Here is a 16,119-nt window from a genome sequence, read left to right on the forward strand (position 1 = left end):
CGTAAGAAAGGTGACTCCCTGGAGGTTAGCTGTAGGGGTGTGGCGCAAGGAAATGCGTATCCGCTGCGCTGGGCTTGCTTCCCACGTTTTCGGCTTTCCCGCCGTGGAGCTTTGTCGCCGTTGCTCCCCCACTGCCTAAAGGGCGTGGGAGGTACCCCCAGCGGCGGGCCGGTCCGCTGCGCGGGGCTGTGGGTGCGGTGACGGGCCGGAGGGGCCGGTGTGTGGGACTGCTTCGCTTTACGTCCCACACACCGGCCCCTCCGGCCCGTCCCCTCCCGTGAGTGGAGTGAGTGACGGTGAGTGGGGGCGGGCCACTCGTGGTGGGTCAGCGCTTCAGCGGGAGCGGGGCGCCCATCACCGCATACGGGGTCGGGGCGCTCGGGAACAGGACGCGGCGGGCGAGGTCCTGGTAGCCGAGGGAGCGGTAGAGGCGGCGGGCGGGGCTTTCGGTGTCGATGGCGGAGAGGATGGAGCGTGGTTGGGCGGCGCCGTCGGTGATGCGGGTGATCAGTGTCCGCCCGATGCCGCGGTGCTGGTAGTCGGGGTGGACGTGCAGCTCGGTGATGGTGAAGGAGTCGTCGAGCCAGTGGTCCAGGCCCTCGCCCCGGAGGTAGGGCTCGACGACGGTGGACCACCAGTGGGCGCGGTCGTTGGGCATGCCGTAGACGAAGCCGACCAGCCGGCCTGCGGGGGTGGTGGCGCCGAGGGCGCGGGCGCCGGGGCAGGTGAGGTGACGGAGCACGATGTGCCGGCGGACGGCGATCTCCTCGGCGCTCAGGCCGAAGGCGAGTGCCTGGACGGCCAGCGCGTCGTCCACGCGGGCAGCGAGATCAAGCGGGCCGACCGCGACGTCATCCATGCCCGGAGCGTACAAGGCGGCGGGTCAGAAAAGTACGCTCATGAACGCGCCGACTTCCTCGAAGCCCACCCGCCGGTAGGAGGCGCGGGCGGCGGTGTTGAAGTCGTTGACGTAGAGGCTGACGACGGGGGCGACGTCGTTGAGGGCGTAGCGCAGCACGGCGGCCATACCGGTCTCGGACAGGCCCTTGCCGCGGTAGGCGGGGTCGACCCACACGCCCTGGATCTGGCAGGCCCGCTGGGTGGCGGCGCCGATCTCGGCCTTGAAGATGACCTTGCCGTTGTCGATACGGGCGAAGGAGCGTCCTGAGCCGACGAGTTCGGCGACCCGGGCCTGGTAGAGGAGCCCGCCGTCGCCGGCCATCGGGGAGATGCCGACCTCTTCGGTGAACATGGCCACGCACGCGGGCATGATCAGGTCCATCTCGTTCTTGCGGATCCGCCGGACGTAGGGGTCGGGGGCGATCTCGGCGGCCGGTGCAGTGGTGACCATCAGCGGCTGGTGGGCGCGGATCTCGCGGGCCGGTCCCCAGGAGGGCTCCAGGAGCGACCACAGCTCGGCGGTGGCCTCGGCGGGGCCGACGATGGAGGAGCAGCGGCGGCCCTGGCGGCGGGCGCGTTCGGCGAAGCCCCGGACGGCTTCGGGGGTGGCGCAGACCGGGACGAGGTTGGCGCCGGCGTAACACAGCGACTCCAGGCGGCCGCCGACGTACCAGCCCCACATCTCGCCGCCCAGCCGCCAGGGATCGAGGCCGGCGACCTGGACGCGGGCGGCGACGAAGGCGTTGGCGACCGGGTCGCGGTCCAGGACCGCGAGCGCATCGTCGAGGTCCCCGGGCTCGAGGACCTTGATGGTGGTGGTCGTCAGCACGTGTCGGAAAGCCTCACCGTTACGGGCCTGGGAGGCCAGGCGGAAGCAGGTCCTGGCACTTTACCTCCACCTGCGCGGAAGCACCCGGGCGCCGGGGACGCATTGTCCCGGGCAGCGGCGAGCCCCGCGGCCCGGTGCGGGCGGCGGGGCTCGGGGGCTGGGCGGCGCAGGCTCAGCCGGCGATGGCCACGGTCGGCTCGCCGGAGGCGATGCCGTCCTTCTCCATCTGCTCGGCGATCTTCATGGCCTCTTCGATAAGGGTCTCGACGATCTTCGATTCGGGGACGGTCTTGATGACCTCGCCCTTGACGAAGATCTGGCCCTTGCCGTTGCCGGAGGCGACGCCGAGGTCGGCCTCGCGGGCCTCGCCGGGGCCGTTGACGACGCAGCCCATGACGGCGACGCGCAGCGGCACCTCCATGCCGTCCAGGCCCGCGGTGACCTCGTCGGCGAGCTTGTAGACATCGACCTGGGCGCGGCCGCAGGAGGGGCAGGAGACGATCTCCAGCCGGCGCTGGCGCAGGTTGAGCGACTCCAGGATGGAGATGCCGACCTTGACCTCTTCGGCGGGCGGCGCGGAGAGCGAGACGCGGATGGTGTCGCCGATGCCCTCGCTGAGCAGGGCGCCGAAGGCGACGGCGGACTTGATGGTGCCCTGGAAGGCGGGGCCGGCTTCCGTGACGCCGAGGTGGAGGGGGTAGTCCGACTGGGCGGCGAGCTGGCGGTAGGCGTTGACCATCACGACCGGGTCGTTGTGCTTGACCGAGATCTTGATGTCGCGGAAGCCGTGCTCCTCGAAGAGGGACGCCTCCCACAGCGCGGACTCGACCAGCGCCTCGGGGGTGGCCTTGCCGTACTTCTGCAGCAGGCGGCGGTCCAGGGAGCCGGCATTGACGCCGATCCGGATCGGGGTGCCGGCGTCGGAGGCCGCCTTGGCGATCTCCTTGACCTTGTCGTCGAACTGCTTGATGTTGCCGGGGTTGACGCGGACCGCGGCGCAGCCGGCGTCGATCGCGGCGAAGACGTACTTCGGCTGGAAATGGATGTCCGCGATGACCGGAATCTGCGACTTCCGGGCGATCACCGGCAGCGCATCGGCGTCGTCCTGCGTCGGGCAGGCGACCCGGACGATCTGGCAGCCGGAGGCCGTCAGCTCGGCGATCTGCTGCAGTGTGGCACCGATGTCGGACGTCCGCGTGGTCGTCATCGACTGCACCGAGACCGGTGCGTCTCCGCCCACGGCGACCGTTCCGACCTGGATCTTGCGGCTGACCCTGCGGTCGGCAAGCTTGGTCGGTACGTCCGGCATTCCCAGTGAAATGGCAGTCATCTGGCGAGCAACCCCAAGGTGTGGATCTAGGCCCCGCAGCGGCGGGCTCCGGTCTTCGAGATTACGGCACGGGGGTTGCTATGAGCACATCGCGCCCCTGTGGCGCCACGAAAGGAGACGGCCGGACACCTCCAAACGCCACGGAGGTGTCCGGCCGCCGCCAAACGTGCTTTCTAGGTCAGCTTCACCGGATTCACCACGTCGGCGACGAGCACCAGCAGCGTGAAGCAGATGAAGATCCCGGCGACGACGTACGCGACCGGCATCAGCTTGGCCACGTCGAAGGGGCCGGGGTCGGGACGCCGGACGATCTTGGCGAAGGCCCGCCGGACCGACTCCCACAGGGCGCCGGCGATGTGCCCGCCGTCCAGCGGCAGCAGCGGCAGCATGTTGAACAGGAAGAGCGAGAGGTTGAAGCCGGCGACCAGGAAGAGCATGGTCGCCACCCGCTGCTCCGGCGGGATGTGCAGGGAGAAGACCTCGCCGCCGACCCGGGCCGCGCCGACCACGCCCATCGGGGAGTCCTGCTTGCGCTCGCCGCCGTTGAAGGCCGCGTTCCACAGGTCCGGGACCTTCGCGGGCAGGTTTATCAGCGAGGAGACGCCCTGCTCGACCATGTTGCCCATGCGGTCGACGGACTGGCCGAAGGACTGCGGGACGACGCCGCTGGCCGGGGTGAAGCCGAGGAATCCGGCGGTGACGAACTGTCCGGGGACATAGCCGCCGTGGCCGTCGGTCTTGGCGACCTTGTTCTCGATCAGGTTGGCGTGCAGCGTCTGGCGCGCCCCGTGCCGTTCGACGACGAGGGCGGCAGGCCCCGTGGTGTCGCGGATCTGCTGCTGCAGTGCGCCCCAGTCGGGGACGGCGTGGCCGTTGAACGAGACGATCTTGTCGCCGGCCCGCAGGCCCGCGGCCTTGGCCGGGGAGTCCTTGGCGCCGTGCGGGCACTTGTCGGTCTTGGCGGCCGCCGAGATGACGCAGTCCGAGACGGAGCCGACCGAGGTCGTCTGGGTGTTGATGCCGAAGCCCATCAGCACGCTCATGAAGATCACGACCGCCAGGATCAGGTTCATGAACGGCCCGGCGAACATCACGATGACGCGCTTCCAGGGCTTGCGGGTGTAGAAGAGCCGCTTCTCGTCGCCGGGCTGCAGCTCTTCGAAGGCCGCCGAGCGGGCGTCCTCGATCATGCCGCGGAACGGCGAGGTGGAGCGGGCCTGCAGCTTTCCGTCGTCGCCGGGCGGGAACATCCCGATCATGCGGATGTAGCCGCCGAGCGGAACGGCCTTGATGCCGTACTCGGTGTCGCCCTTCTTACGGGAGAAGATCGTCGGCCCGAAGCCCACCATGTACTGCGGCACGCGGATACCGAACAGCTTGGCCGTGGAGAGGTGGCCGAGCTCGTGCCAGGCAATGGAGAACAGCAGACCGACGACGAAGACGACTATGCCGAGGATGGTCATCCAGGTCGTCATGCGCGAGCCTCCGAAGGTGTCCGTGCCGCACGGGCGGCCAGTTCGCGGGCGCGGGCGCGCGCCCAGGTCTCCGCCTCCAGGACGTCGGCGACCGTCAGGGAAGTTCCCCGGGCCGGCGTCCCGTGCTCGGCGACCACTGCGGCGACCGTATCCACAATCCCTGTGAAGGGCAGCCCGCCCTGGAGGAACGCGTCCACACATTCCTCGTTCGCGGCGTTGAAGACGGCGGGGGCGGTGCCGCCCAGATCACCGACGTGGCGGGCCAGCGGGACGGAGGGGAAGGCCTCCTCGTCCAGCGGGAAGAACTCCCAGGTCTGCGCCTTCGTCCAGTCCACGCCCGGTGCGGCGTCCGGGACCCGCTCGGGCCAGCCGATGCCCAGCGCGATCGGCATCCGCATGTCGGGCGGGCTGGCCTGGGCGAGGGTGGAGCCGTCGGTGAACTCCACCATCGAGTGGATGTAGGACTGCGGGTGGACGGCGACCTCGATGCGGTCGAACGGGACGTCGAAGAGCAGATGCGCCTCGATGACCTCCAGGCCCTTGTTGACCAGGGTCGCGGAGTTGATGGTGACGACCGGGCCCATCGACCAGGTGGGGTGGGCCAGCGCCTGCTCGGGCGTGACACCGGCCAGCTCCCGCTTCGTACGGCCGCGGAACGGGCCGCCGGAGGCGGTGACCACGAGCTTGCGGACCTCGGCGCGCTCGCCGCCGGCCAGCGCCTGGAAGAGCGCGGAGTGCTCGGAGTCGACGGGGATGATCTGGCCGGGCGCGGCGACGGCCTTGACCAGCGGGCCGCCGACGATCAGCGATTCCTTGTTGGCGAGGGCCAGCACCCGGCCCGCCTTCAGAGCGGCCAGGGTCGGGGCGAGGCCGATGGAGCCGGTGATGCCGTTGAGGACGGTGTGGCAGGGGGAGGCGGCCAGGGCGGTGGCCGCGTCGGGGCCGGCCAGGATCTCGGGCAGCGGCTCGCCCGCGCCGTAGCGGTCGGCCAGGGCGGTGCGCAGCGCGGGCACCGCGTCCTCGCGCGCCACGGCCACGGCGCTCACCCGCAGCTGGTGCGCCTGGTCGGCGAGCAGCCCGACCCGGCCGCCGGCCGCGGAGAGCGCGGTCACCCGGAACCGGTCGGGGTTGCGCAGCACGATGTCGATCGCCTGGGTGCCGATCGACCCGGTCGAGCCGAGGATGACGAGGGAACGGGGGCCGCTCGGGCCGTCGGGATCGGCGGCGGCCGGCTCGAAGCGCAGATGCGGGTGGGCGAGGGAGTCCGTCATGTGGTCCATTGTGGCCGGTTGCCGGGGGGCCGCGGACACCCAGGGCATGTCATGCCGATCATGCGGGCCGCTGACCGCTGCGGGCCGCACGGCCCCGGGGCCGGTCCGGACTTCCGGACCGGCCCCGGGGCGCGGGCAGCCGCGGGCCGCTCAGCGAACGGGCCGCCGGACGTTGTCCGTCCGGCTCGGGCCCGGGGTGGCATCGGCGATCCAGGGGCCGTCGCCGCTGGGGTCGGTCATGCCCTCCTCCAGCCAGGTGTAGCTGCCGTCGAGGACCCCGTCGACGACCTTGCGGTCGAGCTCGTCGGTGTTGGTCCACAGCCGGCCGAACAGTTCCTCGACGCGGATCCGCGCCTGCCGGCAGAACACATCGGCCAGCTGCTGCGCCTCGCGGCCGTGGTCACCGGTCTCGGTCAGGTACTCGGCCCGTACGCAGGCGGCGCTCATCGCGAAGAGTTCGGCGCCGATGTCCACGATCCGGCCGAGGAAGCCCTGTTTGGTCTCCATCCGGCCCTGCCAGCGGGACATCGCGTAGAAGGTGGAGCGGGCGAGCTTGCGGGAGGTCCGCTCGACATAGCGCAGATGGCCGGCCAGCCGCCCGAACTCCTGGTAGGTGCTCGGGAGCTGTCCGGGTCCGGCGACGAGCTTGGGCAGCCAGCGGGCGTAGAACCCGCCGGCCTTGGCCGCCGCCCGGCCCTTGTCGGCGAGCGACTTGTCGGGGTCGATGAGGTCACCGGCGACCGACAGATGGGCGTCCACCGCCTCGCGGGCGATCAGCAGGTGCATGATCTCCGTGGAGCCCTCGAAGATCCGGTTGATGCGCATGTCGCGGAGCATCTGCTCGGCGGGGACGGCGCGTTCGCCGCGGGCGGCGAGCGAGTCGGCGGTCTCGTAGCCGCGGCCGCCGCGGATCTGGACCAGTTCGTCGGCCATCAGCCAGCCCATCTCGGAGCCGTAGAGCTTGGCGAGGGCGGCCTCGATGCGGATGTCGTTGCGGTTCTCGTCGGCCATCTGGGAGGAGAGGTCGACGACCGCTTCGAGGGCGAAGGTGGTGGCGGCGATGAAGGAGATCTTGGCGCCGACGGCCTCGTGCTTGGCGACCGGCCGGCCCCACTGCTCGCGGGCCGCCGACCACTCGCGGGCGATCTTCAGGCACCACTTGCCGGAGCCGACGCACATCGCGGGCAGCGAGAGCCGGCCGGTGTTGAGGGTGGTGAGGGCGATCTTCAGGCCGGCGCCCTCGGGGCCGATGCGGTTGGCGGCGGGGACACGCACCTGGTGGAAGCGGGTCACCCCGTTCTCCAGGCCGCGCAGGCCCATGAAGGCGTTGCGGTTCTCGACCGTGATGCCGGGTGAATCGGCCTCGACGACGAAGGCCGTGATGCCGCCCTTGTGCCCCTCGGAGGCGGGCACCCGCGCCATCACCACCAGCAGGTCGGCGACCACGCCGTTGGTGGTCCACAGCTTGACCCCGTCGAGGAGGTAGTCCGTGCCGTCCGGGACCGCCAGGGTCGCCAGCCGGGCCGGGTCCGAGCCGACATCGGGCTCGGTCAGCAAGAAGGCCGAGATGTCCGTACGGGCACAGCGCGGCAGGAAGGTCTCCTTCTGCTCCTTGGTGCCGAACAGCTTCAGCGGCTGGGGCACGCCGATCGACTGGTGCGCGGAGAGCAGCGCGCCGATGGCGGGGCTGGCGGTGCCGACCAGGGCCAGGGCGCGGTTGTAGTAGACCTGGGTGAGTCCGAGGCCGCCGTACTTCGCGTCGATCTTCATGCCGAACGCGCCGAGCTCCTTGAGCCCGTGCACGGTCTCGTCCGGAATCTTTCCCTCGCGCTCGATCCGGGCGCCGTCGATCTCGCTCTCGCAGAAGTCGCGCAGCGTGGCGAGGAACTTCTCGCCACGGCGTACGTCGTCGACCGCGGGGGTGGGGTGCGGATGGATGAGGTCGAGCCGGAAGCGCCCCAGGAACAGTTCCTTGGCGAAGCTGGGCTTGCGCCAGTCCTGCTCGCGGGCCGCCTCGGCGACCTGGCGTGCTTCGCGCTCGGAAACGTTGCGGATGGATGGAGCGGTCATCAGGAGCTCACCTCGCCGCGGGATCGGGAGTTCAGCGCCGGCGGGCCGGTCGGCCGCTGGACAGCGCTACTTGTGAGAGTTACCCGATCCGCGCGGGTTGCACCACGGGAGGCGGCGGGAGAGGGCCGCACGGAAGGCCACTCCCTACCAAGTGGGACATACCCCCCTGGCGCCGGTCCGGGACCGCTCGCCGCCCTCCGCCGTTCGGGGGGTACGGCATACCGCGCTGGTTGTACGCAGGGCCCCGGCGCCTCCCCCGGAGGACCGCCGCGGCTCCCTCTCAGACAGGAGGAAGGGAGGGGCCCGTGCCGCTTACCGTCAAGATCCGGCATGACGGGAGAGGTGATGCCGGAAACGGGGGACGCGGCGCGCTCCGGAAACAGGGTGCCGGAGCGCGCCGCGCCGGGGGCCGGCGCCGGGAGTGCCGGCCCGGGTCCGGTTGGTGTGACGGCCCAAGGGACGGCCGCCGCTGTCCACCGGTCCGGACCGGGTCGGGTGGGACCAGAGCGGATCGGGCGGTGATTACAGCGCGAGGCCGGTGAGGACCAGCACCCGCTCATAGGTGTAGTCGTCCATCGCGAACCGCACGCCCTCGCGGCCCACACCGGACTGCTTGACGCCGCCGTACGGCATCTGGTCGGCACGGTAGGACGGCACATCGCCGACGATCACACCGCCGACCTCCAGCGCGCGGTGGGCGCGGAAGGCGGTCTGCACGTCGTGGGTGAACACGCCTGCCTGGAGGCCGAACTTGGAGTCGTTGACGGCCGCGAAGGCCTCCGCCTCCCCGTCGACCTTCTTGAGGGTGAGCACCGGGCCGAAGACCTCTTCGCAGGCGAGGGTGGCGTCGGCGGGCACGTCCGCCAGCACGGTCGGCGCGTAGGAGGCGCCGTCGCGCTTGCCGCCCGCGAGCAGCTTCGCGCCGCGCTCCACGGCCTCGTCGACCCAGGACTCGACGCGCTGGGCGGCGTTCTCGTCGACCAGCGGGCCGACCTCGGTCGCGTCGTCCGACGGGTCGCCGGTGACCTGCGCCTCGACGGCCGCCACGATCTTGGGCACCAGGCGGTCGTAGACGGAGGCGTCGGCGATCACCCGCTGCACCGAGATGCAGGACTGGCCGCCCTGGTAGTTGGAGAAGGTGGCGATGCGCTGCGCCGCCCAGTCCAGGTCCGCCTCGGAGGAGTAGTCCGGCAGGACGACGGCCGCGCCGTTGCCGCCGAGCTCCAGGGTGCAGTGCTTGCGCGGCACCGAGTCGAGGATCGCGTAGCCGACCTTCTCGGAGCCGGTGAAGGAGACGACCGGCAGCCGCTCGTCCTGGACCAGCGCCGGCATCCGGTCGTTGGGCACCGGGAGGATGGACCAGGAACCGGCCGGCAGCTCGGTCTCGGACAGCAGCTCGCCGAGGATCAGGCCGGAGAGCGGCGTGGCCGGCGCCGGCTTGAGGATGATCGGGGCGCCGGCCGCGATGGCCGGGGCGATCTTGTGAGCGCAGAGGTTCAGCGGGAAGTTGAACGGGGCGATGCCCAGGACCGTGCCGCGCGGGAATCGGCGGGTCAGGGCGAGCCGCCCTGCACCACCCGCGTCGGTGTCCAGGCGCTGCGCCTCGCCGCCGTTGAAGCGGCGGGCCTCCTCGGCGGCGAACCGGAACACGGAGACGGCCCGGCCGACCTCGCCGCGCGCCCACTTCATGGGCTTGCCGTTCTCCGCGGAGATCAGCCGGGCGATCTCCTCCGTACGCTCCACCAGCCGGCGGTGCACATGGTCCAGCGCGGCGGCCCGCACATGCGCGGGGGTCGCGGCCAGCTCGTCCAAAGCCGCGACGGAGGCGGCGACGGCATCCTCGACCTGGGCCTCGGTGGGGACGCTCACCGTGCCGACGAGGCGTCCGTCCCAGGGGGAGGTGACGTCGAAGGTGGCCTCGCCGGTGGCCTCGCGGCCGGCGAGCCAGAAGGCGGTGGGGGCTGCATCAGTGGGGATCGGCACAGTGGAACCCGGCCCTTCAGAAGTGGTGGGTGATGCGCATGGCTCAGCGAGCGGCTCTGCGGTTTTGACTCGGGATCCACGGTAGGGGTGCGGCGGCGCCGTGGCGTTTGTCCGAAGCGTAGAAATCGGTGGGGCCGTCTCTCCGTGGTGGAGGGGAGCGTACGGGCTGCGGTGAAGGGGCGTACGGGCCGCGGTGAAGGGCGCGGAGGGAGCGTACGGGCCGCGGTGAAGGGGCGTACGGGCCACGGTGGAGGGGCGTACGGGTGCTTGCCCGGGGCAGGCCCGGCCCCACACTCCCCCCTGGACGGCTGTTCCTCCTGGACGGGCTACTCCCCCGGGGCGCCCGACGTCGCCTTGAGCGCCAGCCACAGCTCCATCCGGACGTCCGCGTCGTCCAGCGAACGGCCCAGGATCTCCTCCACCCGCCGCATCCGGTAGCGCAGGGTGTGGCGGTGTACGCCCAGGTCGGCGGCGGCCGCGTCCCACTGGCCGTGCCGGGCGAGCCAGGCGCGCAGCGAGGCCACCAGATCGCCGCGGCCCCTGGCGTCGTGCTCGCGCAGTGCCCGCAGCAGCCCGTCCGCGAAGGCGCGGACGGCGTCGTCGGCGAGCAGCGGGAGCACGGAACCGGCCGCCACGTCCTCGTGCTCGACCAGCGCACGGCCGCGCCGGCGGGCCACCGACAGCGCCTGCTCGGCCTGGCGGTAGGCGTTCGCGGCGGCCGTCGGCCCGGTCGGCGCCGACAGCCCGACGGTCACCCCCTCCGCGTGGCCCGCCTCGGCCCGTCCCGCCCGGCCATGCGGCCGCGGCTGCGCAGCGGTGCGGGCCTCGGCCGCGGCGGCGTACGCCGCACAGGCGTCCGCGGCCGCCCCGCCGTCCGCCACCAGCACGATCAGCCGGCCGCCGTCCGGCACCGCGAGCACCGCCTCGCCGGTCCGCGCGGCCGCGGAGTCCATCGCATCGGCCAGCCCGTCGAGGACGCCCGATCCCCCGCCGCCCGCGGCCGCCGCCTGCGCGTCGCCGGCCACCGCCTCCGCGACCACCATCCGGAACGGCGCGTCCAGCAGCCCGCCGTAGAGCCGGCCCGCCACCGCCCGCGCATGGTCCGGCTCCCCCGCGAGCAGCATCTTGAGCACCGCGGCGCCGAGCCGCTGCTCGGCGTCCTGCAGCGCCCGGGACCGCTCGGTGGTCAGGGTGAGCAGCGCGACCGCGGAGTGCATGGCATAGCGTTCGGCCGTGCCGAGCGGCGCGGCGGTCCCGACCGCGAGCACACCGCGGGCCCGGCGCCCGGTGCCCAGTGACTGCAGTTCGACCCGGTCGTCGCCGTCGGTGTCACTGACGACCGAGCTGGCGGGTGCGGGCCGCTCACGCAGCCGCCCGACGTCGTCGGCGAGCCGGGCCGCGCGGCGGGCCGCCCAGTCGGGGGCGGCGGCCACCACCGCGCCCGACGCGTCGTAGAGCGCGGCCCAGCCGTCCAGATGCGCCGCGAGCCGGGCCAGCAGCTCGGCCGGCCCCTCGGCGCTGAGCGCCGCCCGGGTCAGCTCCCGCTGCGCCTCGAACCCCGCGGTCACCGCGCGGTACTGATCGGCGGCGACGGCGGCCGAGACCGCTTTGCTGATCGCGATGAACGGCGTCCTGCGGGGTACTCCGAGCAACGGCAGATCCTGCTCCGCGGCCGCCTCGACCAGCGCCTGCGGAACGCCCTCGTAATTGACCCCGACCGCGAATCCCAGCCCGACGACCCCGGCCTCCGCGACCCGCCGCACATACCTGCGGGTCGCCTCCGCGTCCTCCGCGTCCAGTTTGAGCGCGGTGATCAGCAGCAGCTCCCCGCCCTCCATGTAGGGCACCGGATCGATCAGCTCGCTGGCGTGCGCCCAGCGCACCGGCACCTCCAGCCGCCCCTCCCCCGCGAGCACGGTCAGCTTGAGCGCGGTGTGGTTGACCAGGGAAGCGAGGGTGTGCGGCATGGAACCTTCATGACGTCGACGACTGCGAGGGACGACCGGTCGGCAACCGGTCACCGGCCGGTCGCTCAAGGACCGGCCACTGACCGCTCGACGACTACCGACGACCGCCAACGACTGCCGACGACTGCCGCTGACCGGTCACCGACCGATTCTTTACGCCGCCTCGTATGAACGGCCACTGCCGATTCTGCCTCAATGGAGGAATCCGGGGGAGCTCAGCTCCGGCCAAATCCGCTCGGGCCCTGCGAGCACGGGTCCACGACGAGGGGGCGACGGGGGCCTTGCCACCCCCGTCGCACCCGCCGAACCTCCCCCACCGACCGCCGGCCGGCCGACCGGCGCCCACCACGCTCAGGACCGCAGATCCACCAGCACCGGCGGCGCATGCTCCCCGGCCACCGAGGTCACGGAGAGGACCGCATGGCCGGGCGGAACGGCATTGGCCAGATCGGACGCGGACCAGCGCTCACGTTCCACGGTGCGCACGGTGACGGCCTTGGCGGTGACCGCTTTGCCGGTGACCAGGTGACGGAAGAGGTGGAACGCCTTCATCGCGGCGCCCTCGGCAATGATCTGACGGTCCGTGACATCGCGGGTCTCCACCCACTCCTTGCCCCACACCTCGGCGAACCGGGCGCCGTCCCATGTCGTCACGCCCGCGAACGCCATCCGGCAGCCGACGGTGCCCAGCAGCGTGCCGCGCAGCGCATCGGGGATGTCGTCCAAAGAGCGCAGTGTCAGCACCGCGCCGGCGTTCGCCGAACGCAGCCGCTGCAGACCGCGCAGCGCCTCGGCGGTGATCGTGTGGGCGGCCTCGTCGAGCACCAGACAGGCGAACAACGAGCGGTCGCCGCGGGCCACCGCACACTCGGTGAACTGCGCCAGAACCAGCCGGGCGAGGATCCGTGACGCTTCCGCGTGGCCGCGCTCGGGCAATTCGATACGGACCCGCAGCGGATGGTCGAGTGCACGCAGGGAGACCTGGCGGGTGCCTCCCGTGGGGTCGAAGAACGCGGCGAAGGCGGGCCGGTCCAGGAGGGCGAGGCGGTCGGCGAGGAGCACGCCGGGATCGCCGGGGCGCTCCGACTGGCGCACCCGGGCGTCCAGTTCGCGCAGCAGGGTGTGGGCGTCCCCGTCCTGCAGGGCGGTGCGCAGCGCGGACATCGCCGAGGGGGCGCCGTCCAGCAGTTCACGCAGCTCGGGAACGGTGGGGAAGCGGTCGTGGACGGCCCGGAAGGGGCCGAGCAACTGGGCCAGTGCGGTCGCCGCGCGCCGGCTGTCACCGCCCGCCAGCTGCTCGGCGAGATCGCCGACCAGTGCCTCCGCCAGGATCCCGGCCGCCTCGTCCGGGTCCGTGGTGCCGCCGTACAGGTCGAGGTCGCAGTCCGGATCCGGGCGGCCGACCCTGACCACCACGTCGAACGCCTCGTCAGGACCGAGGTCGGAACCGGCCGGTCCGACGGCGATCACCGCGGCCTGCCCGGCCAGCGCCTGCAGGCACATCGACTCCACCACCGGCCCCACGACCCGGGTGGTCTTGCCGCTGCCGGCGGGCCCGACCGCCAGCAGCGAGGTGCCCAACACCCCCGGATCCAGCGCGCATCCGGCGCCGCGGTGCCGATACGGGTTGCGGTGGTGGTCGGCGGCGGTGCCGATACGGACCTGGTGGGCGAGCAGATCGTGGTGGGCGGTGCGCCGCGGCAGGTCGCGCCGCCCGGACGGATGCGCACAGGCCGCCGCCCCGTGCCGGAGCACGGTGTCGGTGAAGGAGGCCAGGGAGTTCTTGCCGGACCGCACCGAGCGCCAGGCGCGCTCGATCCTGGCCACGTCCACATCGTTCATCCGGCCGGCCCGCGCCTCGGTGGTGAGCTTGTCGGCGGCGTCCGCGGCACCGTGTGCCCGCAGATCGGGCCACTGCGCGCGGTCGGCGGCGGGCTGGGGCCTGGGGACGGCGGGGCCGCGGTTGCGGAAGCGGCCGAGGACCGGCCCCAGGAAGCGGCGGACGAGCTCCGGCCAGCGGCCCATACGGCCGAAGACGACGACCAGAAGCGCCAGCACCAGCCCGTAGTAGAGATAGGTGGCCCAGACGTAGACCATCTTGTCGCCGCCGGCCGACCGCCAGGAGTCCGGGGTGAGCAGCAGCAGCGGCCAGAGCCAGTAACCGCCGAGATACCCGTTCCACAGCAACGACCACAGCAGCCACCCGCACAGGAACGAGATCGCCGCTCCGCTGATCAGCTGCCGTCCGGGGACCCGGTCGGACTCCTGCGCGGGGCGGGGCCGGTGACCGTAGGTCCAGATGCCGGGTGCGGCGCCCGGGCGCGGGGTGCGCAGCCAGCTCAGCAGCGCCGGTTCGAGGGCCGTGGAGCCGCGGGGCGCGGCGGCCGGCGGGGCGGCGGGCACGGCCGGCACGACCGGCACGGCCGGCGGGGCGGCGGGCGGTGGCGGGGTGCGCGGCCCGGCGGCCGGCGGGGTGGGCGGTGCCGCGGGGCGCGGCACCGCGGGTTCGGGTCGGTGCGCTCCGTCCGCCCGCTGGGGAGCGGTGTGCTGTGCGTCGTGCGTGCCCTCGGTGTCCATCCGGTGCCCCTTGTCCCCCTTGAGCCGTGGCCTGCTGCGTCCTGGCGCCGCCGGCCGCGTCGTACGGCCGCGGTGCCATTGTCATGCCCGCGCTGGTGTCCGCCGCTGCCGGGCGCGCCGCCGCACAATCTACTGGCCGTGGCCCGCCGCTATGTCCGGTGCGGACAACGCAACACGCGCACTTCTCCCGAACGGAACATGCCAGACCCGCCCGGCCGCCCCTAGCCTGCGAGAACAACACCTCTGTACGTCCCCCGTTCCACTCCAGGAGACTGCCATGACCGAACTGTCCGGAGGCCCGGCCCTCCCCCAGGAGCGTCGCGTCGTCACCGCGATCCCCGGCCCGAAGTCGCAGGAGCTGTGGGCCCGTAAGCAGGCCACGGTGGCCGCCGGCGTCGGCGCCGTGCTGCCCGTCTTCGTCAAGCGCGCGGGCGGCGGCGTCCTGGAGGACGTGGACGGGAACTCGCTGATCGACTTCGGCTCCGGCATCGCGGTGACCTCGGTGGGCAACAGCGCGGAGGCGGTCGTACGCCGGGCCACCGCGCAGCTGGCGGCCTTCACCCACACCTGCGCCATGGTGGCGCCGTACGAGCCGTACATCGAGGTCTGTGAGCTGCTGGCCGAGCTGACGCCGGGCGACCACGCGAAGAAGTCGGCGCTGTTCAACTCCGGCGCGGAGGCCGTCGAGAACGCCGTCAAGATCGCCCGCGTACACACCAAGCGCCAGGCGGTCGTCGTCTTCGACCACGGCTACCACGGCCGCACGAACCTGACGATGGCGCTCACCTCCAAGAACATGCCGTACAAGCAGGGCTTCGGACCGTTCGCGCCCGAGGTCTACCGCGTCCCGGTGGCCTACCCCTACCGCTGGCTGACCGGCCCGGAGAACTGTGCGCAGGAGGCCGCCGACCAGGCCATCTCGCAGATCACCAAGCAGATCGGCGCGGAGAACGTCGCGGCGATCATCATCGAGCCGGTGCTCGGCGAGGGCGGCTTCATCGAGCCGGCCAAGGGCTTCCTCCCGGCGATCGCGAACTTCGCCAAGGAGAACGGGATCGTCTTCGTCGCGGACGAGATCCAGTCCGGCTTCTGCCGTACGGGCCAGTGGTTCGCGTGTGAGGACGAGGGCATCGTCCCGGACCTGATCACGACCGCCAAGGGCATCGCGGGCGGCCTGCCGCTGGCCGCGGTCACCGGCCGCGCCGAGATCATGGACGCCGCGCACGCGGGCGGCCTGGGCGGCACCTACGGCGGCAACCCCGTCGCCTGCGCCGCGGCGCTCGGCTCGATCGAGACCATGCGCGAGCAGGACCTCAACGCCAAGGCCCGCCGGATCGGCGAGGTCATGAAGGCCCGGCTGAACGCCATCGCGGAGAAGTACGACATCGTCGGCGAGGTCCGCGGCCGCGGCGCGATGATCGCGATCGAGCTGGTCAAGTCCGGTTCCAAGGACCCGAACCCGGAGGCCACCGCCGCGCTGGCCAAGGCCTGCCACCAGGAGGGCCTGCTCGTCCTGACGACCGGTACGTACGGCAATGTGCTGCGCTTCCTGCCGCCGCTGGTCATCGGCGAGGACCTGCTGAGCGAGGGTCTGGACATCCTCGAAGGCGCCTTCGCCTCGCTCTGAGCGGCACGCACGCCCCCAACGGACACCACGGGGCGGCAAGAACCCCGGCACGGCCCGGGACACGGCTTCTCCCGTGTCCCGGGCCGTGCC

10 protein-coding genes are annotated in these 16,119 nt (G+C 72.3%); 1 reads left to right on the forward strand and 9 read right to left on the reverse strand.

All coding sequences use genetic code 11. From position 1 onward, the window contains the following. Positions 1 to 325 precede the first annotated feature (325 nt). The 9 genes from OHS81_RS09355 to OHS81_RS09395 form a co-directional block, all read right to left on the reverse strand. Positions 326 to 859 carry a GNAT family N-acetyltransferase gene (locus tag OHS81_RS09355; protein WP_328384176.1) on the reverse strand — a complete coding sequence of 178 codons (534 nt, stop codon included), beginning with the start codon at positions 857 to 859 and terminating at the stop codon, positions 326 to 328. A 24-nt stretch (positions 860 to 883) separates the two neighbouring features. Continuing rightward, positions 884 to 1,729, reverse strand: coding sequence for a GNAT family N-acetyltransferase (locus tag OHS81_RS09360; protein ID WP_328384178.1), 846 nt, complete (start codon positions 1,727 to 1,729; stop codon positions 884 to 886). A 172-nt stretch (positions 1,730 to 1,901) separates the two neighbouring features. After that, positions 1,902 to 3,059, reverse strand: coding sequence for a flavodoxin-dependent (E)-4-hydroxy-3-methylbut-2-enyl-diphosphate synthase (gene ispG, locus OHS81_RS09365; protein WP_088800325.1), 1,158 nt, complete (start codon positions 3,057 to 3,059; stop codon positions 1,902 to 1,904). Positions 3,060 to 3,232: 173 nt separating this feature from the next. Then, positions 3,233 to 4,534: a M50 family metallopeptidase gene (locus tag OHS81_RS09370; protein WP_328384181.1), complete on the reverse strand. Its 1,302-nt coding sequence runs from the start codon at positions 4,532 to 4,534 to the stop codon at positions 3,233 to 3,235. Beyond that, on the reverse strand, positions 4,531 to 5,805 hold the full coding sequence (gene dxr / locus OHS81_RS09375) for a 1-deoxy-D-xylulose-5-phosphate reductoisomerase (protein WP_328384183.1): 1,275 nt from the start codon (positions 5,803 to 5,805) through the stop codon (positions 4,531 to 4,533). Before dxr ends, OHS81_RS09370 begins: the two co-directional genes overlap by 4 nt. Positions 5,806 to 5,955: 150 nt before the next feature. Then, the gene (locus OHS81_RS09380; protein ID WP_328384185.1) at positions 5,956 to 7,875 is read right to left on the reverse strand and encodes an acyl-CoA dehydrogenase family protein; all 1,920 of its coding nucleotides are present in this window, start codon (positions 7,873 to 7,875) and stop codon (positions 5,956 to 5,958) included. 522 nt (positions 7,876 to 8,397) lie between these two features. Next, positions 8,398 to 9,858, reverse strand: a complete 1,461-nt coding sequence (locus OHS81_RS09385) for an aldehyde dehydrogenase family protein (RefSeq protein WP_328384187.1) — start codon at positions 9,856 to 9,858, stop codon at positions 8,398 to 8,400. Positions 9,859 to 10,184: 326 nt separating this feature from the next. Then, positions 10,185 to 11,825: a PucR family transcriptional regulator gene (locus OHS81_RS09390; RefSeq protein ID WP_328384189.1), complete on the reverse strand. Its 1,641-nt coding sequence runs from the start codon at positions 11,823 to 11,825 to the stop codon at positions 10,185 to 10,187. 351 nt (positions 11,826 to 12,176) lie between these two features. Then, complete coding sequence (locus OHS81_RS09395) at positions 12,177 to 14,402, reverse strand: ATP-binding protein (RefSeq protein ID WP_328384191.1); 2,226 nt, start codon at positions 14,400 to 14,402, stop codon at positions 12,177 to 12,179. A gap of 277 nt (positions 14,403 to 14,679) precedes the next feature. Between OHS81_RS09395 and gabT the strand changes: the two genes are divergently transcribed. Then, positions 14,680 to 16,029 (forward strand): 4-aminobutyrate--2-oxoglutarate transaminase, encoded by a 1,350-nt coding sequence (gene gabT, locus OHS81_RS09400; RefSeq protein WP_328384193.1) that lies wholly within the window; start codon positions 14,680 to 14,682, stop codon positions 16,027 to 16,029. The last annotated feature ends 90 nt before the right edge of the window (positions 16,030 to 16,119 follow it).

The organism is Streptomyces sp. NBC_00400 (genome assembly GCF_036048035.1).
In the GTDB taxonomy this organism is placed as follows: domain Bacteria; phylum Actinomycetota; class Actinomycetes; order Streptomycetales; family Streptomycetaceae; genus Streptomyces.

Bases quoted from the DNA above. Each gene is read 5' to 3' on its own strand.
- OHS81_RS09355 (WP_328384176.1), bottom strand. From the start codon at position 859: ATGGATGACGTCGCGGTCGGCCCGCTTGATCTCGCTGCCCGCGTGGAC.
- ispG (WP_088800325.1), bottom strand. From the start codon at position 3,059: ATGACTGCCATTTCACTGGGAATGCCGGACGTACCGACCAAGCTTGCC.
- OHS81_RS09370 (WP_328384181.1), bottom strand. From the start codon at position 4,534: ATGACGACCTGGATGACCATCCTCGGCATAGTCGTCTTCGTCGTCGGT.
- dxr (WP_328384183.1), bottom strand. From the start codon at position 5,805: ATGACGGACTCCCTCGCCCACCCGCATCTGCGCTTCGAGCCGGCCGCC.
- OHS81_RS09380 (WP_328384185.1), bottom strand. From the start codon at position 7,875: ATGACCGCTCCATCCATCCGCAACGTTTCCGAGCGCGAAGCACGCCAG.
- OHS81_RS09390 (WP_328384189.1), bottom strand. From the start codon at position 11,825: ATGCCGCACACCCTCGCTTCCCTGGTCAACCACACCGCGCTCAAGCTG.
- OHS81_RS09395 (WP_328384191.1), bottom strand. From the start codon at position 14,402: ATGGACACCGAGGGCACGCACGACGCACAGCACACCGCTCCCCAGCGG.
- gabT (WP_328384193.1), top strand. From the start codon at position 14,680: ATGACCGAACTGTCCGGAGGCCCGGCCCTCCCCCAGGAGCGTCGCGTC.